Consider the following 22,629-nt stretch of genomic DNA (forward strand, 5'->3'; position numbering starts at 1 on the left):
GGTGCACACAGCTACCGGGATCCAGTCCCTCGCCTGGCTGCTCATCGCTGTGCCGGCCGCGTCGGCGCTGGTGCTGCTGACCGTCGGCAAGCGCGGCGACAAGTGGGCGCATCTGCTGGGCGCGCTCGTCCCGGTGGTGGCATTCGTCTACTCGGTGTTCCTGTTCTTCTCCGTCAAGGGCGAGACCAACCGGCACGTCGAGAAGAACTACTTCAGCTGGGTGCCGGTGGCCGGCTTCCACGTCGACTTCGGGATCCTTGCCGACCCGCTGGCGCTGGTGTTCGTCCTGCTCATCACCGGCGTCGGGTCGCTGATCCACATCTATGCGGTGGGCTACATGGCCCACGACCCGGGACGTCGACGATTCTTCGGCTATTTCAATCTCTTCATCGCCGCGATGCTGCTGCTGGTGTTGTCGAACAGCTACCTGGCGCTCTACGTCGGCTGGGAGGGCGTGGGTGTCGCGTCCTACCTGTTGATCTCGTACTACTTCACCCGCAACTCCGCGGCGACGGCCGGCAACAAGGCGTTCTTCGCCAACCGGGTCGGCGACGTCGGGCTGTCCATCGCGATCATGCTGATGTTCACCTACACCGGCAGCACCGCCTTCGATCAGGTACTCGGCGCGAACTACAGCAAGGGCGCCGCGACGGCCATCGCGCTGATGCTCCTGCTCGGTGCGTGCGGTAAATCGGGCCAGTTCCCGTTACAGACCTGGCTGCCGGATGCGATGGAAGGGCCGACCCCCGTGTCGGCCCTTATTCACGCGGCCACCATGGTCACCGCCGGCGTGTACCTCATTGCACGCAGCGCGCCGATCTTCAACCTGGCACCGGCGGCGCAGACCGTCGTCACCATCCTCGGCGCCATCACGCTGCTCTACGGCTGCATCGCCGGCTGCGGCCAGGACGACCTGAAGAAGGTGCTGGCCAACTCGACGATCAGCCAGATCGGCTACATGTTCCTGGCTGTCGGGCTGGGCAAGGGCGTGTACGCGATCGGCATCATCCACCTGGTCGGGCACGGCTTCTTCAAGGCGGCGCTGTTCCTGTCGGCCGGTTCGGTCATGCACGCCATGAACGACCGCATCGACATGCGCCGCTTCGGCGGCCTGGCCCGGATCATGCCGCTGACGTTCGTCACGTTCCTGTGCGGCTACCTGGCCATCATCGGCTTCCCGGGCGCCACCGGCTTCTGGACGAAGGACAAGATCATCGAGGCCGCGTTCGACAAGGGCGGGACGTCGGGCTACGTCCTGGGCTTCGTGGCGCTGGCCGGCGCCGGCATCACCGCCTTCTACATGACCCGCGCGCTCGTCATGACGTTCTTCGGCAAGCGGCGCTGGGAGGACGACGTCCATCCCCACGAGGCGCCGACGTCCATGACCGCGCCGATGCTGGTGCTGGGCCTGCTCGCTCTGGTCGGCGGTTACCTGCTGATCTTCCAGGGCCGCGTGCAGCATTGGCTTACGCCGTCGGTCGGCGAGCCCATCGAGGCCGGCGCCCACACGATCAACCCGACCGTGCTATCGATCCTGACGCTCGTCGTGATCGCGCTTGGCGTGGCGGGCGGGTTCGTCGCGTTCCGTACCGTGCCGGTCACCCAGCCGGTCGGTGTCTCGCCGATCACCACGCTGGCCCGACGCAACCTGTTCGCCGACTCGTTCAACGAGGCCGTGCTCATGCGTCCCGGCCAGTGGCTGACGCGGGCGCTCGTGTACTTCGACAACCGAGGGGTGGACGGCGCCGTGACCGGTATGGCCGCGGGGCTGGGCGGCGGTTCGAGCCGGCTGCGACGGGTGCAGAGCGGGTTCGTCCGCAGCTATGCCCTCTCGATGCTCGGCGGGACGGTCGCCATCGTGGCCGTCCTCCTCGCCGTCAGGTTCCAGTGATGCGACGCCTGCGGAGCGAACAAGTGTTATGCGGAGCCTTTGGTGGCGCGCCGAGCGCTAGCGAGGTGCGGCACTGATGCACAACATCACGCTGCTCGTCCTCGTGCTGATCCCGTTGGCGGGGTCGTTGGTCGTGTTCGCGCTGCCGGAGAGCTCGCCGAACTCGGCCAAGCTGGCCAAGCTGATCAGCCTCGGCGTCTCGCTGGTCGTCGCCGTCTACGCGCTCGTCGTCATGTTCTCCTTCGACACGAGCGCAGGCGCGGACCGCTTCCAGTACATGTTCAGCGTCACCTGGATCAAGGCGTTCGGGACGCACATCGCTCTGGGCGTCGACGGCATCGCGCTGGTGTTGGTGGCCATGGCCGTGCTGCTCGTGCCGGCCGTGATCCTGGCCAGCTGGAACACCCTTGACAGCCGCTCCGGCGCCGAGGAGGAGGTGCCGAGCGTCAAGCACAAGTCGGTGAAGAACTACTTCGGGCTGATCCTGATGCTCGAGTTCTTCATGATCGGCGTCTTCACGGCCACCGACGTGTTCCTGTTCTACGTCTTTTTCGAGGCCATGCTCATCCCGATGTACTTCATCATCGGCAGCTTCGGCGGCCCGCGCCGGCAGTACGCGGCGATGAAGTTCTTCCTGTACTCCCTCATCGGCGGCCTGCTGATGCTGGCGTCGGTGATCGGCCTGTACATCACCAGCCCGACCAAGACGTTCTCGATCACCACGCTCATCGCGCATCCGCTGCCTGACGACAACACCCAGAAGTGGCTGTTCCTCGGCTTCTTCATCGCGTTCGCGATCAAGGCGCCGCTGATCCCCTTCCACACCTGGTTGCCCGACGCCGGTGCCGAGGCCCCGGCCGGCGGCGCGGCGCTGCTCGTCGGCGTCCTGGACAAGGTCGGGACGTTCGGCTTCCTGCGCTACTGCCTGCCGCTGTTCCCGGACGCCTCGCGCTACTTCGCGGTGCCGATCCTGGTGCTGTCGGTCATCGGCATCCTGTACGCAGCGTTCCTGGCCATCGGCCAGCGCGACATGAAGCGCATGGTGGCTTACACGTCTGTGGCGCACTTCGGCTTCATCGGCCTGGGCATCTTCGCGTTCACGACGCAGGGCGGCACCGGCGCGGTGCTCTACATGGTCAACCACGGGTTCTCCACGGGTGCGTTGTTCATCGTCGTGGGCCTGCTGATCGCCCGCGGCAAGAGCCGCAACGTCGACGACTACGGCGGCGCCGCGAAGGTCACGCCGATCCTGGGTGGGCTGTTCCTGCTGGCCGGGTTGTCCGCGCTGGCCCTGCCCGGCATGAGCACGTTCATCAGCGAGTTCCTGGTGCTGGTCGGTACGTTCACCCGCTACAAGGGCTTCGCGATCATCGGCACGACCGGCATCATCCTGGCCGCGATCTACGTGCTGTATCTGTACCAGCGCACCTTCCAAGGCGCGGTCAGCGCACGGGTCGAGAAGTTCCGCGACCTCAACGCCCGCGAGATCTTCTCCGTCGCGCCGCTGATCGCGATCATCATCTTCCTCGGCATCTACCCCAAGCCCGTGATCGACATCATCAACCCGGCGGTCAAGGCAACCCTCGTCAACGTCCACAAGACCGACCCGGCGCCCAAGCTCGGAACGGCGGAGGGGAAATGAACGCGATCTTGTTGGCGGCGCCGGTAGAACACATCACCACCCCGTCGGTGGCCTACAGCGCGCTGTCGCCGATCTTCATCGTGCTGGGGGCTGCGCTGCTGGGCATCCTGGCCGAGGTCGTGGTGCCGCGCGCCGACCGCTTCGCGGTGCAGGTGGGCATCGCGCTCGCCGGCCTGGCCGCGTCGGTGGTCTGCGTCGCGCTGCTGCACGGCACGTCGATCACCACGCCGTCGCCGCGGGGCACGAACACCGCGTTTGCGGGCGCGTTGGCCATCGACCCGGCAGGGCTGTTCATCCAGGGCACGGTCCTGGTGCTGGCGGTGATGGCCGTGCTGCTCATGGCCGAGCGCAGCGTCGACATCGGTAGTCCGATCGTCGCGTCGTCGGCCGTCACCGTCGGTTCGGTCGACGACCGCCGGCTGGCCACCAGCGAGCGCGTCCAGACCGAGATCTTCCCGCTGCTGATGTTCAGCGTCTCGGGCATGTTGATCTTCCCGGTGTCGAACAACCTGATCCTCATGTTCATCGCGCTCGAGGTGCTGTCGCTGCCGCTGTACCTGATGGCCGGCATGGCCCGTCGGCGTCGCCTGCTCTCGCAGGAAGCCGCGGTCAAGTACTTCCTGCTCGGCGCGTTCGCGTCGGCGTTCTTCCTCTACGGGCTGGCGCTGCTCTACGGCTACGCCGACTCCGTCGACCTGCCGAACATTCTCACCGCCAGTCGTACCTCGACGAAGTCCGACGTCCTGCTTTACCTCGGCCTCGCGCTGCTGCTCGTCGGACTGCTGTTCAAGGCCGGTATTGCTCCGTTCCACTCCTGGACGCCCGACGTCTATCAGGGCGCGCCGACCCCGGTGACCGCGTTCATGGCCTCGTGCACGAAGGTCGCTGCGTTCGGCGCGATCCTGCGCGTGCTCTACGTCGGGTTCTCGACGTCGTCCTACGACTGGCGCCCGGTGGTCTGGGGCGCGGCGATCGCATCCATGGTCGTCGGCGCGATCTTCGGGCTGACGCAGACCGACGTCAAACGGATCCTGGCGTACTCCTCGATCGCGCACGCCGGGTTCATCCTGGTCGGCATGGTTGCTCTGACCAAGGACGGCATCTCCTCGGTGCTGTTCTACGTCCTGTCCTACGGGTTCACGACGATGGCTGCCTTCGGCCTGTTGATGGTCGTGCGCGATGCAGACGGCGAGGCCACGAGCCTGGCTCAGTGGGCCGGCATGGCCCGCAAGAGCCCGCCGGTGGCCATCGTGATGACGATCCTGCTCATGTCACAGGCGGGCATCCCGCTGACCTCGGGGTTCACCGGCAAGTTCTTCGTGTTCCGCGCCGCCTACCACGTCGCCGGACCGCTCGTCGTGATCGCGCTCATCGCCTCGGCGGTGGCCGCGTTCTTCTACCTGCGCATCGTGGTGCTGATGTTCTTCGCCGACCCGCCCGAGAACGCGCCGACCATTGCCATCCCGGGGTGGTCGACCTCGATCGCGCTCACCTTCGGCGTCGTCGTGACCGTCTTTCTGGGTGTCTTCCCGCAGCCGATCCTGGACCTTGCGCAAAAAGCCGCGCACCTGACGGGCTAGGTGGGCGTGTCTCGCATCGCGTTGGGGTTGTCGTTCGACGACCCGACCCTCGAGACTGCCGTGCGCGGTGGGCTCGACGCGGTCGAGACCGCGCTGCGCACCGCGTGCGACTCGAACGACTTCTTCGTCAACGCTGCGGCCCACCACCTGGTAGACGCCGGCGGTAAGCGGTTCCGTCCCCTGGTGTCGGTCCTGGCCGCGCACTTCGGGTCGCCGGATCGGCCGGAGGTCGTCCCGGCCGCGGTGGTCTGCGAGCTCACCCACCTGGCGACGCTGTACCACGACGACGTCATGGACGAGGCGCCCGTGCGCCGCGGCGCGGCCAGCGCCAACTCGCGCTGGGACAACACCGTCGCGATCCTCACCGGCGACTTCCTGTTCTCGCGGGCCTCGAACATCCTGGCCGACCTGGGGCCGTTCGCGGTCAAGCTGCAGGCGCAGACGTTCGAGCGGCTCGTCATCGGTCAGATCCACGAGACGGTGGGGCCGGTTGAGGGCGCCGATCCCATCACGCACTACCTGGACGTCCTGGCCGACAAGACCGGCTCGCTGATCGCCACCGCGGCCGAGTTCGGCGCCTACTACGCCGGCGCCACACCCGACGTGATCGCCGGGTTGCGCGACTTCGGCGAGCAGATCGGCGTCGCGTTCCAGATCAGCGACGACATCCTCGACATCACCTCCGACTCCGACGAGTCCGGCAAGACGCCGGGCACCGACCTGCGCGAGGGCATCGCCACCCTGCCCGTGCTGTACGCGCTGCGCTCGGCAGATCCCGGCTCCGAGCGGTTGCGTGCACTGGTGTCGCGGCCGTTGACCGAAGACGACGAACACGCTGAGGCGCTCAGTCTCCTGCGCGATTCCGACGCGATCGCCGAGGCCCGGCAGACGCTCGCCGGCTACGCCGCGTCGGCCCGCGCGTCGCTGTCGACGATGCCGCACGTGCCCGCCCGGGGTGCCTTCGAGGCCCTCACCGAGGTCGTCATCGCCCGCACGGGCTGAGCGCTCAGCGGAAGGGTTGCGGTTGTACGTCGCTGTACAGTCATGCACATGACGACGATCTCGGTTACCGACGCACGGACCACGCTTCCTGCACTGATCAGCAAGGTCCAGCAGGGTGACGAGATCGCCATCACCCGGCACGGCGAGGTCGTCGCCGTCCTTGTCCCACCGCGGCGGCCACGGTCGCCAGCAGCGGTCGAGGCCCTTGCCGAGGCTGGCCGGCTGCATGACCTCGTCTCGGCTGCGAGCCCGGGCGGAGCGCTAACCATCGAGCGAGCCGAGGAACTCGTCGCCGCTATCCGCCGGGACCGCGATCGCGACTGATGATGGATTGCTTCGACGCTGACGTGCTCATCTACGCAGCTGCGCCCGGTCACCCGCTCGGTCGCAAGGTCAAGGCTCTGCTGTCTGCGGGTCCGGACTCGTGTGCCGGATCCGTCTTGCTCCTACCCGAGGTCCTCAGCAAGCCGCTGCGCAGTGGCGCAGTCGATGAGGTGGCCGCGCTTGCGGGGTTGTTGGGCAGGCTGCAGATGCAGCCTGTGGACAGACCCACGGCTGACCTCGCCACGTTTCTCGCGGGCCGATACCACCTGCATGCGGCTGACGCGGTCCACTGCGCTACCGCGGTACGGCTCGGCGCCGATCGGTTCATCACGAATAACCGGCGCGACTTCACGACCGCGATCACCGAGGTGGGCGTCGTCTATCCGGACGATTTGCCGGAGACCACATAGCCCCGCTCCACCCCCCCGCCCCCCACCCCCGCTGATCAACAGCGCTGTTGATCAGCGGCCGGGTTGCCCCGGCACTGTCACGTAAAGTCCGCGTGAGTGCTGAGATCGAGCGCCGACGTCCGCCGCGGGGTGGAGGCCCGAGAGGGCTGCAGGAGGCTCTCGTGTTGCGCGTCCGTACCCGTGCCGCGGCGTTGTCCGTGGCCGCAGCGCTCGCCGTCACCGGCGCCATCACCGACGCCGTCGTGGGCACCGCCGCGCACGCCGACACCCCGGACACCCAGGCCCCGACGCTGGTCAGCAACCGAGTACTGCCGACGACCGTCGACGACACCGCGGACGACACCACCGCGACCGTCGTGGTCCGGGTGCGCGGCGCCGCTCAGGCCGGCGCCACCGCGGCCGGTTTCAGCAACGGCACGATCACGCTCGCCACCTCCACCACCTTGCCGACGGTCGGCTTCTCCGATAGCGACCCGGGTCAGCGGCACCCCGCTCGACGGCACCTACGACGTCGACGTCCCGGTCGCGCAGGGCACCGCGGCCGGCAGCTACACCGCGACGGTGTTCCTCGAGGACTTCGCCGGTGCCGACGCAACGCTCCACGGCGCCAGCGTCCCCAACGCCACCGCGCTGACCGTCACCCGCGCGAACGACACCACCGCGCCCGCGCAGGTGTCACTGACCGCGAGCGGCTTCACCATCGGCGGTGGGCACCACGCTGACCGTCACCGCGATGCCCACGTCGTTGACCTACGGCTCGGCGCTGCCGGCGACCGGGCGCCTGGTCCGCGCGGACACAAGACCGCCCTTGCCGGCCGCACGGTGCGCCTGCAGTATCGCCGGCACGGGGTCGGCTTGTACGTCACCTTCGGCACCGCCGCCCGCACGTCGGCGACAGGCGTGGTCACGTTCTCGACGTTCCGCCCCGGCTACTCCGTCGACGTCCGGCTCGTCGCCGCCGGCGACACTGGATTCGCGGCCGCAACGTCTGCCGTCCGGGCCGGTGGGCCAGTACGCCCGGATCTCCGCGACGGCCGCCGCGAGCGTCCGCGAAGGCAAGACCTTCGCCGTCTACGGGTCAGTGGCGCCAGGCAAACGCGGCCACGTCGTCTACCTGCAGCGCCGGTCCGGCTCGCGCTGGATCACCGTGACGCGCCAGACGCTGTCGTCGCGCAGCGCCTACCGCTTCACGGTCCGGGCGGCGGCACGCGGCGCGTTCAGCTACCGGGTCTACTACGGCGCAGACGGGTTCCACGCCAGTACCGCCAGCGCAACAAAGGTCGTCCGCGTCAACTGACATTTCCGCACCTCGCGAACGTGATCTCGGGGAGGTGGTGGGCGGTGTTACGTCTGGGTCTTCGGGATGGGTCGAGCCAGGCTGGTGGCGTCCATTGGGGCACGCTGTCGATCATGGCGACTGACCAGCCGGCTTTCTCGAACGTCCGGTGGTGATACGCGCAGAGCAGGCAGAGGTTGTCGAGGTTCGTGTCGCCGCCGTGGATCCAGGCCCGGATGTGGTGGGCTTCGGTCCACGCCGTGGGCCTGGTGCACTTGGGGAAGCAGCAGCCGCCGTCGCGGGCGGTCAACGCGCGGCGCTGTTCGCAGGTCGCGTACCGGCGGGTGCGGCCGTAGTCCAGCACACCGCCGGTCGCGTCGAGGACGACGGTGGTGACGTCGGCCTGGTCGGCCAGGCGCAGGAACCGCTCGAGGGTGACGAGGTCGCCGTGCGCGGTCTGCGCCACCGCACCGGGTTCGCCGCGGCCGGCCCGCTCCAGGTCGGCGGCGTCGACGCGGACGACCACGGTGACCGGGACGCCGCCGCAGTCGGGCAGGGTGCCCGAGCGCAGCAGTGTCAGTCCGGCTTCCAGCAGCGCGTCATGGTTACGTTGCCCGGCGCTGCGTTCGTCGGGGGTGCCGTCCTGGGCGGGTCGGGGTGCGGCCAGCGAATCAAGGATCGCCTGCCACACCGCCGTCGCCTCATCGGTCAACGTGCCGTAGAGGTCGTTCGGTCCGCGGCGGCCCCCGATCCCGACCCACCGGGAACGGTCCTGCTGCTGGTCGCGGGGTTCCGCGCCGTCCGGGTCCAGACGAGCGAGCAGCATCTCCCCGGACAGCCGCACCGCGGCCGGGTCCTGATGCCGGGCCGCCTCGACAAAGAACCCTTCCGCCGCCCCGAACACCTCATAGGTGATCCCGGCCGGGATCCGGCCCAGGTAGCGGCTGATCACATCCACATGCGCACCCGAGATCTCCCCCGCCGCCAACGCGTCCGCGGTACGGGGCTGGATCGGCTCCAGCGGCTCCCCGGACAGGGTGCGCCTGCTCGCGAGATCCATCGAACGTTGCACCCGCGCGCGGGCCTCGGCCCGGGTCACCCGGGTCAACCCACCCACCAGATCCGGCACCGACGTCGCCCCGAACTCGGCCGGTGTCGCCTGCGCCGCCAACGCCGCCACCACCTGCACATCTACCGCCTCGAGACGCCGGCGCTGCACCTCCAACCCGGTCAACAGTTCAGTCAGCGTCAACGCAGGAACGGTCACGCAGTCCAGCGCCAGCACCCCGTCGACCGCAGCACGTAACGCGTTCATCGCGTCGTCGACCACAGCCCCGTCCATACCGAAAACGATATGGAGGGGGTCCGACAGAAACCTGCCCCCAGCGGCCCGAAGCCGAAAAGAATTTAGAGAATCAGGCGTTCGCGGCCGTCAGCCGGCGATACTGCTCGCGCGCCTCGCGGACCTGGGCCTCGAGCTCCGCGGCTCGAGCCTTGTCCTCGGCGGCGGCCCGCTCGTGGGCCATCTCCGCGTGAATAAGTGCCCGTAGTGCATTGGCCGTGGACCCGCGCCCACGCATGCGTCGATCGAACTTCATGATCTTCCCCCCGGTTAGATCTGCATCGCCGCCTAGTACTCACCATCGAGGCGGTCATGCATCAGACTGACGATTCTCAGTGTCGTACGCATGTCCGGAAGTGGATTCGGGTCCAAAGTCACGGGCACTCCTGCGCTCATGGAGGCGCAAACGCAGCCATTGTCCGACAGCCAGGACAAAGCCGCCCGCACCGATCAAATCGGACGTTGTCACGCCGTTGTGCGACGTGAGGTCGATGAGCACGACGCCTTCGAACAGGTTGTCGACGAGCAGCCAGACGAGCGACAGCAGGGCGACAATCAGGACGCCGCCACGGTGCCGCGCCCCCAGGACGGCGCCGACCCCATGGTCAGCAGCAACGTCCAGATCAGGATGATGATCCGCAGCTCCGACATCTGCACAGGCTAGTGATCCGTCACTGAGTTGAGTCGATGACGAACGGCAGCCCGAGCGCAAGCAGCGTGCGGTCGGGTGTCAGGACGTCCAGCCCGGCGGTGTGCGCCTGCGTGAGCAACAGCCGGTCGAAGGGGTCGTGCCGGACGAGGTTCGGGAACGTGGTCATTGCCGCCGCCTGCTCCGAGGCGTGGCGAATCGATCAACACCCAGATCAGGGTGGCCGTACCACATTGTCCACACCGGCATTGAAGCCCACCCGCAGAGCGGTTCAATATCTCGGTGCAGCTCGACACGCTGATCCACCACCTGATACAGCTCGACGAGGCCCACCTCGCCGAGCTGCTCAGCCGCCGGCCCGACGTCGTCTCCGGCTACCCACCCGCCGACCTCGCCGAGGTGGCCGAGCGCCTCGTGCACCCGTACTCGCTGGCCATCGCCGCCCGATCGATGCCCCTGCCGGCCGTGCAGGTACTGGAGGCGGCGCTGGCGCTCGGCGACGGGTGCCGGGTCGACGAGCTCATCGCCTTCCTGCGCGAAGGCGACGAGCACGCAGCCGTCGTCGAGACCGTCCTGGACGAGCTGCACTCCGACGCGATCGTCCTGCGCACCGGCGCGACGCTCGGGCTGCCGCAGTCGCTCTGGGAGCTGATCCCCGAGCCGCTCGGCCTCGGCCAACCGCACCGTCGATCAGATGCGCCGTATCTCGACCGCGCTGGGCCTGCCGAAGCAGCAGAACCGAGCCGCCACCGTGCAGGCTCTGGTCGACCACTTCGCCGACCCGGCCCGCGTCCGAGCTCTGGTCCACGAAGTCCCAGCCGACATCCGCGCAACGCTGCAGGACATGGACGCCGAGGACTGGTCCGACCGCGCGTGGCGGACGCGCCGGGCGGCGGTCGACTGGGCCGAGCCGCGCGGGCTGCTGATCCAGAGCGGGTACAGCCACCTCTGGCAGGTGCCCGCCGAGGTCGCCCGGGCCCTGAGCGGCCCCGACTACGCAGCGCCCTTCACTCCCCTGCCGCCGACCATTGCCACTCGCACCCCGAAGCCGGCCACCGTCGAGCGCGAGTCCTCGGCGGCGGCCACCGTGTTCGCCGCCGGTCTGCTGGCGCTGCTCGACCACCTCGCGCGGACGCCCGTCGCCACGCTCAAGTCCGGTGGGCTGGGGGCTCGCGAGCTTACCCGGCTGGGCAAGACCTTGGGGACGGACGAGCGGACTCTGCGCCTCGCGCTCGAGCTGGCCCAGGACTGCGACCTGCTCGACACGTTCGATGCGACGGTGACGGTCTCGGCGCAGTTCGCGGTATGGCGCGACGCCCCGCCCGAGGTGCAGTTCGCGGCCGTTGTCGAGGCCTGGTGGTCGCTGGGCAGCACTCCGACGGAGGCCCGCGACGCCGACGACAAGGTGCAGCGCGCGTTGGTGCGCCGCGGGCTGTACTGCGAGGGCTGCCTGCTCGCCAGGCAGGCGATGGTGGTCGTCCTGGATCGGTTCGGGGCCACCGATCGCGCCTCGCTGCTCGAGCAAGTGCACTGGTGGCACCCGGCCGTCCACACCTCACCGGACGACGCGCCGCTGGCCGACCAGTGGGGTGAGGCCGAGCTGCTGGGCGTCATCGCCGATGGCGCCGTCAGCGACCTGGGCCGCGCGCTGCTGGCCGAGGACGACAGGAACAAGCTCGAAGAGATCGCCCGGCGCCTGCTCCCGGCGACCGCCCAGCACGCCACCTTCGGCTCGGACCTCACCGCCTTCGTGGCAGGCACCCCGGCCGGCCGGGTGACGTCGGTGCTCGACGCCGCGGCCGACCGCGAGGGTCGCGGCGGGGCCATCACCTGGCGATTCTCGGCCGCGTCAGTGCGGCGCGCATTCGGCGACGGCGCGACCGCCGACGGGCTGCTGGACAGACTGGCCGCGGTGTCGCAGGCCGAGCTGCCGCAGCCGCTGCGCTACCTGATCGCCGACGTCGCGCGCCGGCACGGTCACCTGCGCCTCGCCCCGGCCACCGCGGTGATGTGCAGCGACGACCCGGCGCTGCTGGCCCTCGTCGCGGCCGACCGCAAGCTGGCCAAGTCCGGCCCACGCCTGCTGGCCCCGACCTTCCTCGCCGCCGACGTCGACGTCGACACCCTGCTCAAGGCGCTGCGGTCGGCGGGCTACTTCCCCGTCCGCAACGCAGCCGCGCCGGTCCCGGCCACAGGACAGCCGGCAGCGCCGTTGGACGCGGCCGAGCTGCAGGCCGCGATCAATGCCTGGGGCCAGGAGGCCGGGATTTCCATCGTGCCCGCGGAGCCCGAGCCGCCCGGCGCACCGCTCGACCTGCTCGAGCTGGCCCGAGGGTTGAAAGCAGCGAAGCCGAAGGCACCGGGCAAGACCATCACCGAGCGCGTGCTCGGTCGGCTCAACCGGACGCTGTCGACGACCGAGTTGCGCCAGCTCGCGCACGCGATCGACACAGGCGGGTCGGTGGGGATCGTCTACGCCTCTGCGTCGGACAAGATCACGGAACGCGTCATTAGCGAGATCCAGCTGATGGGCACCTCGCTCTCGGCCTGGTGCGGGCTGCGCTCTGACGACCGCGAGTTCTCGGTGTCGCGGATCAGGTCGGTGTTCCCGGTCCGGTAACCGTTCTCCGGGTCAGTACGGCGACTGCAGGCCTTTGACCATCGGGAAGTGCCGGACGTTGCGCGTGAGCAACCGGCACTCGAAGAGTTCCGCGGTCGCGGCGATGGCGAGGTCCGCGCCGTCGATGCCGCGGTAGCTGGGCAGCCAGCGCCGTCCGAGCGCCCCCGCGCGCTCGGCGACATCGGAGTCCACCGGGTGCCACAGCACCGTGTCGAGCAGCGCGCGGGTGGGTGTTGTCTCGCTGTCGCGCATGCCGGCCAGGACCTCGAGTCGGGTGATCTCGCTGGCGTGCAGTTGTTCCGCACGCACCTCGCGCTCGAGCACCGCGGCTGCGTCAGCGCGACCTCGCAGGTAGTCGATCAGGACGGACGTGTCGACGAGCGCGCTCACGACGACGGGTCGAGGCGGGCGCCCGATCGCAGGCGATCCACCAGCGCCGCACCGTCCTCGCCGGCGGCCGGCCACGTGCCGAAGGCCGCCCGCATCGTCGCGAGCTGGTCGTCCACCGATCGCTGGGTGCCGTAGACCGTCTCAACAGCGTCGCGAATCAGTGCCGCGACCGAGCGTCCCGTCCGGGCTGCCTCGGCGTCGAGTGCGCGGCGCTCCTCGTGGGTGAGCGAGATCTGGGTGCGCAACATGATGTAAGGCTACATCACTCAGCGTCAGGGACCCTCACCGTGGACGTGATCAATTCTCGGAGGTGAGGTTGGTAGGCCAGCAGGTTGCTGCGGGGCGCGAGGCTCGTTCCCGTGGCGCCCCGGCCGGTCGGGCATGGGTGAACTTGCCGCCCACGTAGACGGTGTTGCCGACGATGGCCTGCGACCACGCCACGCCGTCGATCTGCACAGTCGGCAACGCGTCGGCGGTAACGTCCGAAGCCGCGCGATCGACAACGGGAGAGACGGCTGCGCCGGCGTCGGCGACCTGCGCGAGACTCACGCCCAGGCCCAGGCCCAGGACGACAGCGACGACAGCGACGACAGCGACGACGATGGTGCGTTTGGGCGCGCGACGATTACCGATCAAGGTCATGACGACGCCCTCCGACATTGGGTTCCGGCGGACGATCTTCGGCCGCCCGGAACAGCCGGATCAGAAACGGCTGATGTCAGGCGGTGTCGAACGCAGCGACGACGCGGGCCGGCTGGAAGTTCGACGGGTCGCCATGGATCCCGGCGGTCGAGACCAGCGTGGCGCGCCCGGGCGCATTGTGGGCGAAGGCGCTCAGGCATACGTCGGCGTTGTCTCGTTGCCGCACGGTCACGTCGTCCACGGACGAGAAGGCCATGGCGGGGATGGCCGCCGTGATCGTCGGCGGCGAGAGGGCGGCGAGGGCTGTGCTGAGCCCGGTGCCCCACGCGGCGTCGACGGCGGCGTGCAGGTCCGAGGTTTTCGACAGTCCGTACACCGACTGGAGGTTGCACACCGGGTAGATCCCAATCCATGCCCGCACCTTCGGCAGGCGGGGCAGCAGCTGCAGCGAGGTCAACCCGCCCATGGACTCACCGATCAGGTACACACCGCTCGCTCGATACGTCGCGGGCACGGACGACACAGCGTGGACGTAGGACGTGATGCTGGCCGGGTTCGCCCATGCATTGCCGCCGGCGTCGTCGCCCAGGATTGCGTACCCAGCCCGGGCCAGAGCAACGGTCAGCGACGCGTTCTGCGAGCTGTCGATCATGGTCATCGCGTCTTCGTCCGATCCATGGACGAAGACGACCAATCGCCCGTTCGACGCGCTCCGCGGCGTCGCCAGCACGATCTCGTCGCTACCGTGCGTCGAGTGCCGCACCCGAGCGACGCGTTGCACGTCGGCCGGTGTGGTGACCGGTGGCGTGGTGGCGTCGTGAACCACGTGAAACGCACGGGTGCCCGTGCTAGACGGATTCTCGTGGCCGTTCGGGATGAGGGCGTAGCCGACTGCGCCCGCGCCCACGAGCACGCCGACCGCCGCCAGCACGATCCATCGTCGCCTCAGAACGGCAGCGACGACCATGCCTTCACAGTAGGTCGCTGGCGGCGGCGAATGGTTGTGGCACCTCGAGGGACGTGATCATTCACCGGTGGTGCGGTTGTAGGCCAGCAGGTTGCTGCGGCCGGCACCTGAGCGAGGGTCACAACCAAACCCACTGCAGCAGCGAAGGCGACGGCCCGTCTCCGCGTTCGCACTTCATGCGGTCTGCGGGTTGGTCGGGACGAAACATCCGCTGCGTAAGCTCATGACTTCCGCGGGCGCCTGTCGTCCATCCGGGCGATGAAGGGACGCTGCACGTGCGTATGTCAGTGATCGGCACCGGTTACCTGGGTGCGACTCATGCTGCGGCGATGGCCGAGCTGGGTCACGAGGTGGTCGGCGTGGACGTCGACGAGGCCAAGATCGAGCGGCTCAGCAAAGGTGAGGTGCCGTTCTTCGAGCCCGGATTGCCTGAGCTGCTGTCCAAGCACGTGGCCTCGGGCGCGCTGCGCTTCACCACCTCGACGGCTGAGGCCGCGCAGTTCGGCGACATCCACTTCGTCTGTGTCGGCACGCCGCAACGCAAGGGCGAGTTCGCGGCCGATGTGTCCTTCGTCGACGCCGCGTTCGCCGAAGTCACCCAGCATGTGCGGCCGGGCTCGGTCGTCGTCGGGAAGTCGACCGTGCCCTCGGGTACGGCGGCGCGCCTGCAACCGCTCGTCGAGGCGGCCGGTGCCGAGCTGGTGTGGAACCCCGAGTTCCTGCGGGAGGGCTTCGCGGTGAAGGACACGCTGCACCCCGACCGCGTCGTGGTCGGCGTCTCCGGCGACATCGGCCTGGCCGCGATCAACGAGGCTTACGCCCCGATCTTCGAGACCGACAACACGCCGGTCATCGTCACCGACTTCGCCACCGCCGAACTGGTCAAGGTGGCCGCGAACTCCTTCCTGGCCACCAAGATCTCCTTCATCAACGCCATGGCCGAGATCTGCGAGGTCACCGGCGCCGACGTCGTCCAGCTCTCCGACGCCATCGGCAAGGACGCGCGCATCGGACACCGCTTCCTGCACGCGGGTCTCGGCTTCGGTGGCGGCTGCCTGCCCAAGGACATCCGCGCGTTCATGGCCCGCGCTGGCGAGCTCGGTGTCGACCAGGCCCTGACCTTCCTCAAGAGCGTCGACGACATCAACATGCGCCGCCGGGCCCGGATGGTCGACCTCGCCCGCGAGGTGTGCGGCGGTTCGCTGGCCGGCCAGCGGGTGGCCGTGCTGGGCGCGGCGTTCAAGCCCAACAGCGACGACGTGCGGGATTCCCCAGCCCTGGACGTCGCGGTCTCGGTGCAAAAGGCCGGAGCGGCCGTGCGCCTGTACGACCCCGAGGCGATGAACAACTGCCGTGCGCTGCACCCGCAGCTCGCCTACGCCGATTCCGCGCTCGAGGCCTGCCGCGACGCCGACGTCGTGCTGCACCTCACCGAGTGGCAGGAGTTCCGCGACCTCGGCCCCGACGAGATCGGCGCGGTCGTGAAGACCAAGAACATCCTCGACGGACGCAACGCCCTCGACCCCGAGCTGTGGCGCGCTGCAGGCTGGCACTTCCGGGCGCTCGGGCGTCGCTGAGGCCGACCGATCCGGCAGACTGACGGGCATGGTTGACGCCCTCGATCGCAGTGCCCGGGTCTACATCGCCGGCCACCGCGGTCTGGCGGGTTCAGCGGTGTGGCGCAGGTTCGAGCAAGCCGGATTCACCGACCTGGTCGGCGCAGCGAGCTCAGAGCTGGATCTGCGCGACCGGGACGCGACGTTCGCGTTCCTGCACGAAACAAAGCCGGATGTCGTCATCGACGCTGCGGCACGCGTTGGCGGCATCCTGGCCAACGACACGTATCCGGCCGAGTTCCTGTCCGACAACCTGCGCATCCAGCTCAACGTCATGGACGCCGCCAATGAGGTCTGCGTCGACCGACTGCTGTTCCTCGGCTCGTCGTGCATCTACCCCAAGTTCGCCGAGCAGCCAATCCGCGAGGACAGCCTGCTGACCGGTGCGCTGGAGCCCACCAACGACGCCTACGCCATCGCCAAGATCGCCGGCATCATGCAGGTGCAGTCGACCCGCAAGCAGTACGGCCGGCACTGGATCTCGGCCATGCCGACGAACCTCTACGGCCCCGGCGACAACTTCGACCCGCAGAATTCGCATGTGCTGCCCGCGCTGATCCGTCGCTTCCACGAGGCCAAGATCGATGGGCTGGACGAGGTGGTGCTGTGGGGGACGGGTACACCGCGTCGCGAGTTCCTGCACGTCGATGACCTCGCCGACGCGGTGCTGTTCCTGCTGGACCACTATGACGACGCAAGCACCATCAACGTTGGGGTGGGTACCGACGTCACGATCCGTGAGTTGGCCGAGCTGGTGGCGCGGACGGTCGGTTACGAGGGCGCGATCGTTCAGGACGTCTCGAAACCGGATGGCACGCCGCGCAAGCTTCTCGACGTGTCCCGGCTGTCCGAACTCGGTTGGCAGGCGAGGGTCGGCCTCGTGGACGGGGTGGGCGCCACGTATGAATGGTTCGTCCGTCAGCACGCCGCGGCACGGCTCTGACCCGGGTCAGTACGGCGCTTGCAGCCCGTCGATCATGGGGAAATGCCGGACGTTACGCGTGAGCAGACGACGTCCGCCCAGCAGCGCCGTGGCCGCTATGGCCAGGTCGGCGCCGTCGATTCCGCGATGACTCGGTAGCCATTGCCGGCCGAGTTCGCCGGCCTCCTCGGCGATGTCGGCGTCGACGGGATGCCACGTGAGGGTGCCGAGCAGCGCACGGGTTCGCTCAGTTTCGGAGGCCCGCATCCCGGCAAGCACCTCGAGCCGGGTGATCTCGCTGGCGTGCAGCGGGGCCTGCCGCACCTCATGTTCGAGCACTTGCGCAGCCTCAGCTCGGCCGCGCAGGTAATCGATCAGCACGGAGGTGTCGACGAGCGCGGTCACTCCCGAACCAGACGAGATCCCGAGCGCAGTCTGTCGACCATGATCGCGCCGTCGTCGTGCTCAGCCCACGAGCCGAACGCCGATCGCATCGTGGCCAGGTCGTCCTCGACGGGGCGTTGCTCCCCGTATGTGGATCGGACCGCCGCGCGAATGAGGGCCGCGATCGAGCGACCGGAGCGCGTGGCCTCGGCGTCGAGGATGAGGCGGTCGTCGGCGGTAAGCGAGATCTGCGTGCGCTGCATGATGTAACGCTACATCGTTGTCGGTCAGTGCGGTCGGCTGCGGCTGTGACAGGTCAGTGCTGCGCGGCGAGGCCGGCTATCCACAGGTCGTAGGCACTCATCGCCGCAGCCTTCGACAGGTGCTCCTCGGCGAAGGCGCGACCGTCGGCTGCGAGTCTGCCGCTCCACTCGTTGTCGGCGGTGACCTTGCTGATGGCGTCCAGCAGCTGGGCGTGATTGCCGGCCGGGGTCACGATCCCCCCGCCGGACGCGCGGATGAAGTCGGCGGTCGGGCTGTGCTCGTTGGTGGCGGCGACGATCGGGCGGCCGGCAACCAGGTAGGATGTGAGTTTGCTCGGCAGGCTCATCTCGGACATGCCCGGACGCTCGTTGACGAGCAGGACGTCGGCGGACGCCAAGAAGTCGACGTAGTCGTCGTCCTCGATGCTCGGTACGAACGATACGTTGGAGCAGCCACGCGCGTACCGTTCCACGACCGTGCGCTGGTGACCGCCGCCGGCAAGTACGAAGCGGACCGGGCTGCCTTCGAGCTCAGCCAGCCGGGCTGCGTCGACAACAACTTCGAGATTCTGCTTCCCGCCCATGTTCCCGCTGTGCAGCGCGATCACCTCGTCGTCGCGCCAGCCGAGCTCCTCGCGAAACGACGTCCCGAGCCTGGGCCGGGGGGCGACGTGGGTCCAGTTGTAGATGACGTCGGGGACCGTGTCAGTCAGCGTGCCCAGCTCGATGGCGAGCCGCGGATGGATCGTGGACACGCCGGCGACCTGTCGCATCGCGGACCGCTCAATGCGCGTCGTCATGGTGGAAACAAGCCGTCCGCCACGCGCACCGCTCTGCTCGGCAGCCTTGCCCATGATGTCCTGCACGATGATGCCCAGGGGTACCCCGTGGTGCGCCGAAAGGGAACGGGCGGCGTGCGCACCGAGCAGCGCGGGGACTACCGCGACGACGAGATCGGTCGGGATGGATCTGCCCGCCGCCGCAGCGCGGGCCGACCAGGTCACCTCGTAGAGGCCACGACGGAGCACGTCGGGATTCTTGGGCACGTAGTGCCCAAGCCGGATCACCCGGACGTTGCCGGTGCGCTCTTCGGTGCGCCAGGCCCGGTGGTGCGGCGCCACCTGCCAGTCGGGATAGTGCGGCAACCCGGTGAGCACGGTGACCTCGTGATCGCGGGCCAGGTGCTCGGCAAGCCCAGTGGTGTACGGCGCGATGCCGGTGAGTTCAGGCGCGTAATTGATCCCTACGATGAGGATGCGCATGAAACCTCCGGGCCGTTAGTAGGTGCTTCCTGTAGGAACCCTCGTGCCCGCAGGGACGGATCTGGTAACCACCGCGCGGGCGCCTACCAGCGCGCCCTGTCCAACCGTCACACCTCGCAGGACCATCGCTTGAGCGGCGACCCAGGCGCTGTCCTCGATGGTAATCGGGCCGTTGTCGAACTCGAATGTGCTCGACAGGTGATCATGGCTGCCGGTGCAGAGAAAGGCCTCCTGCGACACGCAGGCGTTGGCACCAATGCGAATATTTTCAAGGTTCAGCAGCCAAGCGCCTTCGCCTACCCAGGCATGATCGTCTATCTCAAGCTTCCAGGGCCAGAGAACGCGTACGGTGTGGCGGATGTGCACGCCGGTGCCAATCCGCGCGCCAAACGCCCGCAGGATCGCAGGCTTCCACGCCATCGGGAACCACCAGGCCCTGAAGAGCAGTCGCTCGGTCGCAAACCAGGACGCCTGCCAAAGCTTCGACCGGCCCTTGTCGTAACCCGCCCCGGTGAAATCGGCAAGGTGATGAGTCACCCGCGACGGGCCGTCAGCCACGCGCGCGCACCTCGCGCTCGGCAAGCTCGAGGTCAGCCTCGACCATTATGCGAGCCAGTTCGGGCGCATGCACCCGTGCTTTCCAGCCGAGCGCTGTCTCGGCCTTCGATGCGTCGCCGATCAAGGCGTCGACTTCGGTGGGGCGCAGGTACCGCTCGTCGAACTTTACGAAGTCATGCCAGTCAAGTCCTGCGTGCTCAAAACTGAACTCGAGAAACTGGCGCACGGTGTACGCGGTGTTGGTGGCGACGACATAGTCGGTGGCCTCATCCCGTTGCAGCATGAGCCACATCGCCTCTACGTACTCCTTGGCATAGCCCCAGTCGCGGACTGAGTCTAGGTTGCCGAGGTACAGGTCCTTGTCCAGGCCGGCCCTGATGCGGCCGATGGCACGGGTGATCTTGCGGGTCACGAAGGTCTCGCCACGGCGCGGGGACTCGTGGTTGAACAAGATGCCGTTGACGGCAAACATCCCATACGCCTCGCGGTAGTTGCGGGTCATCCAGTGCGCGTACAGCTTGGCCGCGCCATAAGGGGAGCGTGGATAGAATGGAGTGTCCTCGTTTTGCGGCGGCCGAGTGGCGCCGAACATCTCTGAGCTGGACGCTTGGTAGAAACGGCAGTCCAGCCCAACGAGGCGGATCGCCTCTAGTAAGCGCGTGGCGCCTAGACCGGTCGTGGTCCCCGTGAATTCCGGTTCGTCGAAGCTGACACGAACGTGCGACTGCGCAGCGAGGTTGTAGACCTCATCGGGACGGGTCGCCGCCAAGAGGGTGACGAGTCGCGAGCCATCGGTGAGGTCGCCGTAGTGCAGCGTCAACCGCCGGTGTTCCTCGTGTCGGTCCTCGTAAATGTGATCGATACGGGAGGTGTTGAACGTCGACGACCGGCGAATCAGGCCATGGACCTCGTAACCTTTCTCCAGCAGGAGCTCTGCAAGGTACGACCCGTCCTGTCCTGTGATTCCCGTGATCATAGCGATCTTTCGAACTCGCACAGATAACCACCCTTCTTACGAACACACTGCTCCGTGGTTCCGCCTCCGAGCGACTGGCCCCGCGGCGTGTCGCATCAACCCTTCCGCGGTTCTGACTGCGCCACCCTTATCGCAGTCCAGTAGGTCCAAGGCCAGGGCGCCGACGCACCCTGCGTCGGCCTGGACGCCGCGGTGCTACATCATGGCAACTCCGAAATAGCGGGCGACTGTTCAGCCGGCCACACCTGTGTCGTGATTCCCGGACTGTCGAATTCTCGGCTTTACGCAAACCCGTAGCATCAATCCAATTGCTACGAGAATTCCGGTCGACTGCAGTAGTGACCCTCGAAGCACGCTCAATTGATAGATGGAAAAGACGGGCGCGAACAACTGCCACCACCCTGGAGACATCGCGAACCTACGCCCATAGCCCTCCATGCGCTCTACTAATGCGCCGTAGGCCACGGCAATAACCACTACCCAGACAGGCCCGCCGTCGACGTAGGCTTCCGCGGGCAGCGGGTCTGACAAGTTCGTAAACGCGTAACCCTTGTATTCGGCGACGCGGGTGCCAGTATCTTTGGCTCGCCCAGGCCACACAGAATGCGGCACGAAAAACAGCACAGCACTAAGCTCCTCCCGGCCCATCTGAAAGCCTTTAGCGTCGACGTAGTCGACGTTATTGACTATCTGCTGGAACGAATCGAAGTCGCCGCCGCTCAGTTGCTTCGTTATCGCACCAGTAGTGCTTTGAGTCCTTTGATTTGTTCGGAAGACGTTTAATAGTGGGAACAAAATGAACAGACCAACTACCGTAAGTGCTACGAGCTTGGTTAGCAGTCGCCGGGTTAGCGGCCAGCGCGCGGCGAAAAGGAGGCTAACGTACACGGTCAACAGAGTGAAGCGTGACGACGAGTAGGGATTCGTCAAAATGACAGATAGCAGGACAAGGCCTACCGCAAGGAACCGCCTTCCATGCACCGCGCCAGTGCGTCGCGCAACAAGAAGGACGTAGGCGCAAATGAAAACAGGTACCGTCAGCAGCGCAGATAGAAAGGCAATTGAGGTTGAAGTATTTGCCGCAAGGCTTTGAGCGCGGCTTAGTCGACTGGTAAAAAGGGCCGAGCCACCGCCAATGTGGCCGAAGGCGTAGATCGCGCCCAGGATCGCCAATGGAAGGACGAATCGAAGGCGCCCGGGAGCCAGCACGTAGCGCGGTTCGCGGTCCTGCAATGGGCGGCGGATCGCAATCGCACGCAGAAGTGCCATACCGACGTCCACGAAAACCACGAAGCACGCAACCATGACGGCTGCTTGAGTGACATATACCGGCGAGGCCGGCGGAGGGTACAACGGCCAGACGCCGCGCTCATATTGATTCAGCGGAGCGAGGCCCAGCACAAAGTAGAAAAAGATCCATGTGAACGTCTTGGTGGGCTGCGGCGTGCGAGCCAGCACTACGGTGCTGAGTCGAATTCCGCTGTAGGCTGCCGTGGCGAAAATCAACCACTCAGATTTGGTGGATGGCACCCCTCGCGCTATAAGCATCGGGACGCCGAGGCCGGCGACAACCGTCAGCGGGACGACTGCGACGCTCGATTTAGCGCGGACCACTCGCGGGTTACAAGATTCTGCGAGCTCCGCGCGGACCGTCATGCAGGACATCGTAGGCGACCATCAACCCCACCTCGCACCGACGCTTCGCGACCAGGCACGTTTGTGCGTGCGCGCGCACCGTTTGCGACCGATCACATGCCGATCTCGGTTATCCGTGTGCGAAAAAATAAGGTCACACGAATGAGCGCACGGACACCGCCGGACAGCTGTCGAACGTCCACTATTGCCGCGATATGATACTCAGTTCCCTGGCCGCGACGTCTAAAGAACCCGTCCAATTCGATGATCTTGCACAG

The 22,629-nt window shown here is 67.4% G+C and carries 25 protein-coding genes; 11 read left to right on the forward strand and 14 right to left on the reverse strand.

What is annotated here, in order from left to right; translation table 11 throughout:
• The first annotated feature begins 1 nt into the window (after position 1).
• From nuoL to ACFFC4_RS10665, 8 genes are all read left to right on the forward strand, one after another.
• The gene (gene nuoL, locus ACFFC4_RS10630) at positions 2-1,891 is read left to right on the forward strand and encodes an NADH-quinone oxidoreductase subunit L (protein WP_375500564.1); all 1,890 of its coding nucleotides are present in this window, start codon (positions 2-4) and stop codon (positions 1,889-1,891) included.
• Between the two features lie 76 nt (positions 1,892-1,967).
• Positions 1,968-3,533 carry an NADH-quinone oxidoreductase subunit M gene (locus ACFFC4_RS10635; protein ID WP_375500566.1) on the forward strand — a complete coding sequence of 522 codons (1,566 nt, stop codon included), beginning with the start codon at positions 1,968-1,970 and terminating at the stop codon, positions 3,531-3,533.
• Positions 3,530-5,113, forward strand: a complete 1,584-nt coding sequence (gene nuoN, locus ACFFC4_RS10640; RefSeq protein ID WP_375500568.1) for an NADH-quinone oxidoreductase subunit NuoN — start codon at positions 3,530-3,532, stop codon at positions 5,111-5,113. The genes ACFFC4_RS10635 and nuoN overlap by 4 nt, the downstream gene beginning before the upstream one ends.
• 6 nt (positions 5,114-5,119) lie before the next feature.
• Positions 5,120-6,115 (forward strand): polyprenyl synthetase family protein, encoded by a 996-nt coding sequence (locus tag ACFFC4_RS10645; protein WP_375500570.1) that lies wholly within the window; start codon positions 5,120-5,122, stop codon positions 6,113-6,115.
• Between the two features lie 48 nt (positions 6,116-6,163).
• The gene (locus ACFFC4_RS10650; RefSeq protein WP_375500572.1) at positions 6,164-6,439 is read left to right on the forward strand and encodes a type II toxin-antitoxin system Phd/YefM family antitoxin; all 276 of its coding nucleotides are present in this window, start codon (positions 6,164-6,166) and stop codon (positions 6,437-6,439) included.
• On the forward strand, positions 6,439-6,849 hold the full coding sequence (locus tag ACFFC4_RS10655) for a type II toxin-antitoxin system VapC family toxin (protein WP_375500574.1): 411 nt from the start codon (positions 6,439-6,441) through the stop codon (positions 6,847-6,849). The genes ACFFC4_RS10650 and ACFFC4_RS10655 overlap by 1 nt, the downstream gene beginning before the upstream one ends.
• A 161-nt stretch (positions 6,850-7,010) precedes the next feature.
• The gene (locus ACFFC4_RS10660; protein ID WP_375500576.1) at positions 7,011-7,571 is read left to right on the forward strand and encodes a hypothetical protein; all 561 of its coding nucleotides are present in this window, start codon (positions 7,011-7,013) and stop codon (positions 7,569-7,571) included.
• A 281-nt stretch (positions 7,572-7,852) separates the two neighbouring features.
• A complete protein-coding gene (locus tag ACFFC4_RS10665) occupies positions 7,853-8,146 on the forward strand; it encodes a hypothetical protein (RefSeq protein WP_375500578.1) in 294 nt (97 codons plus the stop codon).
• Here the strand turns inward: ACFFC4_RS10665 and ACFFC4_RS10670 are convergent.
• From ACFFC4_RS10670 to ACFFC4_RS10685, 4 genes are all read right to left on the reverse strand, one after another.
• A complete protein-coding gene (locus ACFFC4_RS10670) occupies positions 8,139-9,467 on the reverse strand; it encodes a DUF222 domain-containing protein (RefSeq protein ID WP_375500580.1) in 1,329 nt (442 codons plus the stop codon). The two genes, ACFFC4_RS10665 and ACFFC4_RS10670, sit on opposite strands and share 8 nt — an antisense overlap.
• Before the next feature lie 73 nt (positions 9,468-9,540).
• The gene (locus ACFFC4_RS10675) at positions 9,541-9,723 is read right to left on the reverse strand and encodes a hypothetical protein (RefSeq protein ID WP_375500582.1); all 183 of its coding nucleotides are present in this window, start codon (positions 9,721-9,723) and stop codon (positions 9,541-9,543) included.
• Positions 9,724-10,138: 415 nt separating this feature from the next.
• Positions 10,139-10,285 carry a hypothetical protein gene (locus tag ACFFC4_RS10680; protein WP_375500584.1) on the reverse strand — a complete coding sequence of 49 codons (147 nt, stop codon included), beginning with the start codon at positions 10,283-10,285 and terminating at the stop codon, positions 10,139-10,141.
• Positions 10,282-10,800 (reverse strand): hypothetical protein, encoded by a 519-nt coding sequence (locus tag ACFFC4_RS10685; protein ID WP_375500586.1) that lies wholly within the window; start codon positions 10,798-10,800, stop codon positions 10,282-10,284. Before ACFFC4_RS10685 ends, ACFFC4_RS10680 begins: the two co-directional genes overlap by 4 nt.
• 10 nt (positions 10,801-10,810) lie before the next feature.
• Here ACFFC4_RS10685 and ACFFC4_RS10690 point away from each other — a divergent pair, with 10 nt between their 5' ends.
• Positions 10,811-12,736, forward strand: a complete 1,926-nt coding sequence (locus ACFFC4_RS10690; protein WP_375500588.1) for a helicase-associated domain-containing protein — start codon at positions 10,811-10,813, stop codon at positions 12,734-12,736.
• Positions 12,737-12,748: 12 nt separating this feature from the next.
• Here the strand turns inward: ACFFC4_RS10690 and ACFFC4_RS10695 are convergent, their stop codons facing one another.
• From ACFFC4_RS10695 to ACFFC4_RS10710, 4 genes are all read right to left on the reverse strand, one after another.
• Positions 12,749-13,126 carry a type II toxin-antitoxin system VapC family toxin gene (locus ACFFC4_RS10695; RefSeq protein ID WP_375500590.1) on the reverse strand — a complete coding sequence of 126 codons (378 nt, stop codon included), beginning with the start codon at positions 13,124-13,126 and terminating at the stop codon, positions 12,749-12,751.
• Positions 13,123-13,374 (reverse strand): ribbon-helix-helix protein, CopG family, encoded by a 252-nt coding sequence (locus ACFFC4_RS10700; RefSeq protein WP_375500592.1) that lies wholly within the window; start codon positions 13,372-13,374, stop codon positions 13,123-13,125. The genes ACFFC4_RS10695 and ACFFC4_RS10700 overlap by 4 nt, the downstream gene beginning before the upstream one ends.
• A gap of 49 nt (positions 13,375-13,423) precedes the next feature.
• The gene (locus ACFFC4_RS10705) at positions 13,424-13,768 is read right to left on the reverse strand and encodes a hypothetical protein (RefSeq protein WP_375500594.1); all 345 of its coding nucleotides are present in this window, start codon (positions 13,766-13,768) and stop codon (positions 13,424-13,426) included.
• A 76-nt stretch (positions 13,769-13,844) separates the two neighbouring features.
• Positions 13,845-14,735: a hypothetical protein gene (locus ACFFC4_RS10710; protein ID WP_375500596.1), complete on the reverse strand. Its 891-nt coding sequence runs from the start codon at positions 14,733-14,735 to the stop codon at positions 13,845-13,847.
• A gap of 281 nt (positions 14,736-15,016) precedes the next feature.
• Here ACFFC4_RS10710 and ACFFC4_RS10715 point away from each other — a divergent pair, with 281 nt between their 5' ends.
• Both ACFFC4_RS10715 and ACFFC4_RS10720 read left to right on the forward strand, forming a co-directional pair.
• Complete coding sequence (locus tag ACFFC4_RS10715) at positions 15,017-16,312, forward strand: UDP-glucose dehydrogenase family protein (protein ID WP_375500650.1); 1,296 nt, start codon at positions 15,017-15,019, stop codon at positions 16,310-16,312.
• A 28-nt stretch (positions 16,313-16,340) separates the two neighbouring features.
• Positions 16,341-17,294: a GDP-L-fucose synthase family protein gene (locus ACFFC4_RS10720; protein ID WP_375500598.1), complete on the forward strand. Its 954-nt coding sequence runs from the start codon at positions 16,341-16,343 to the stop codon at positions 17,292-17,294.
• A 6-nt stretch (positions 17,295-17,300) separates the two neighbouring features.
• Here the strand turns inward: ACFFC4_RS10720 and ACFFC4_RS10725 are convergent, their stop codons facing one another.
• From ACFFC4_RS10725 to ACFFC4_RS10750, 6 genes are all read right to left on the reverse strand, one after another.
• Positions 17,301-17,678 carry a type II toxin-antitoxin system VapC family toxin gene (locus tag ACFFC4_RS10725; protein WP_375500600.1) on the reverse strand — a complete coding sequence of 126 codons (378 nt, stop codon included), beginning with the start codon at positions 17,676-17,678 and terminating at the stop codon, positions 17,301-17,303.
• The gene (locus ACFFC4_RS10730; protein ID WP_375500602.1) at positions 17,675-17,920 is read right to left on the reverse strand and encodes a CopG family transcriptional regulator; all 246 of its coding nucleotides are present in this window, start codon (positions 17,918-17,920) and stop codon (positions 17,675-17,677) included. Before ACFFC4_RS10730 ends, ACFFC4_RS10725 begins: the two co-directional genes overlap by 4 nt.
• A 53-nt stretch (positions 17,921-17,973) precedes the next feature.
• Entirely contained in the window at positions 17,974-19,182 is a 1,209-nt protein-coding gene (locus tag ACFFC4_RS10735; RefSeq protein WP_375500604.1) for a glycosyltransferase, read from the reverse strand.
• 15 nt (positions 19,183-19,197) lie between these two features.
• Positions 19,198-19,740: a putative colanic acid biosynthesis acetyltransferase gene (locus tag ACFFC4_RS10740; protein ID WP_375500606.1), complete on the reverse strand. Its 543-nt coding sequence runs from the start codon at positions 19,738-19,740 to the stop codon at positions 19,198-19,200.
• Positions 19,733-20,716 carry a GDP-mannose 4,6-dehydratase gene (gene gmd / locus ACFFC4_RS10745; protein WP_375500608.1) on the reverse strand — a complete coding sequence of 328 codons (984 nt, stop codon included), beginning with the start codon at positions 20,714-20,716 and terminating at the stop codon, positions 19,733-19,735. Before gmd ends, ACFFC4_RS10740 begins: the two co-directional genes overlap by 8 nt.
• A gap of 231 nt (positions 20,717-20,947) precedes the next feature.
• Positions 20,948-22,372 carry an O-antigen polymerase gene (locus ACFFC4_RS10750; protein ID WP_375500610.1) on the reverse strand — a complete coding sequence of 475 codons (1,425 nt, stop codon included), beginning with the start codon at positions 22,370-22,372 and terminating at the stop codon, positions 20,948-20,950.
• Positions 22,373-22,629 lie beyond the last annotated feature (257 nt).

This window comes from uncultured Jatrophihabitans sp. (genome assembly GCF_964244045.1).
Classification (GTDB): Bacteria; Actinomycetota; Actinomycetes; order Mycobacteriales; family Jatrophihabitantaceae; genus Jatrophihabitans.